Source organism: Candidatus Hakubella thermalkaliphila, from assembly GCF_013281975.1.
Taxonomy (GTDB): domain Bacteria; phylum Actinomycetota; class Humimicrobiia; order Hakubellales; family Hakubellaceae; genus Hakubella; species Hakubella thermalkaliphila.
In genome coordinates, this window is sequence record NZ_BLRZ01000343.1 from 1 (window position 1) to 892 (window position 892).

Annotated in this window: 2 protein-coding genes; both read right to left on the bottom strand. The window is 50.9% G+C overall.

Annotation, left to right across the window (positions count from 1 at the left end; genetic code table 11):
• Nucleotides 1–80: 80 nt before the first annotated feature.
• The gene (locus tag HW443_RS12025; protein ID WP_176235804.1) at nucleotides 81–425 is read right to left on the bottom strand and encodes a class I SAM-dependent methyltransferase; all 345 of its coding nucleotides are present in this window, start codon (nucleotides 423–425) and stop codon (nucleotides 81–83) included.
• A gap of 103 nt (nucleotides 426–528) precedes the next feature.
• Entirely contained in the window at nucleotides 529–765 is a 237-nt protein-coding gene (locus HW443_RS12030; RefSeq protein WP_176235803.1) for a hypothetical protein, read from the bottom strand.
• Nucleotides 766–892: the final 127 nt, after the last annotated feature.

The following is an 892-nucleotide window of genomic DNA, read 5'->3' on the forward strand; positions in this document are numbered from 1 at the left end:
AGCAGCATTCCCCATGTCGCCTAAAGGCGACAGTCCCCTGCCGCATTCTTTATGGGCAACCCGGGGGACCATGAATCTTTTCATTGCCGAGATGCACCTCCTTCTCCATCCACCTGTTTTCCCAAAACTACCAGAGTCTCAAAACCTCCCGCAAAACTCCTGACCAACTGAAGACCAGGAAAAGCCAGATATTGCTCTCTGGTGAGACATTTCATCCGAAAAAACAACTCAATCGGGGGAATCACCAATCTCAGAGGAAAAGAGGGGAGGGAAATGAAGAGTAAAACTACCCGGCCTCCCCTCTTCAGCACCCGTAGAGCCTCCCTGGCAGCCCTCTCTGGTTGAGCAAGATGTTCGAAGACCCAGGTGGAGATAACTAGATCAAACTCTTCCTCAGTGCTCAGGCGAAACTCCTCCAGGGCCAGCTCCGTCTTGACTACTTTACCGCAGCCAGAGCAGAGTAAAAACCCCTACTCCTATCATTGCCAGCCCATAGATCAGACGCATGGGCCTGGTTTTTGACTGCTGCTACTGATGAAGCTTGGTGGTGACAACCCTATTAGAGGCAAGAGCAAGTATGGCGATTAAGGGCAAGATAAACATGACATTATAGGCCAGAAGGTAGCCCAGTCCCTGGAAATAGCTTTTCTGGGAGGCCAAGAGCCCTATAACAGCCACATAAATACCTCCTGAGCAGGGAAAAGTGCACAACCCCACCAGAACTCCCAGAGCTAAAGAGGAGGGAAGGGTAGCCCGCTGAGCCAAAGAGCCTATCCTTTCCTGAGCACTGGCGGGAATCCTCAGGCTAACTGGAAAAGGAGGGAAGTAGGGAAAGAAGGTTCTTCCGGTTTTAGCATGGGTAAATATCTAAGCCACCACAGTGGAAAAGGAT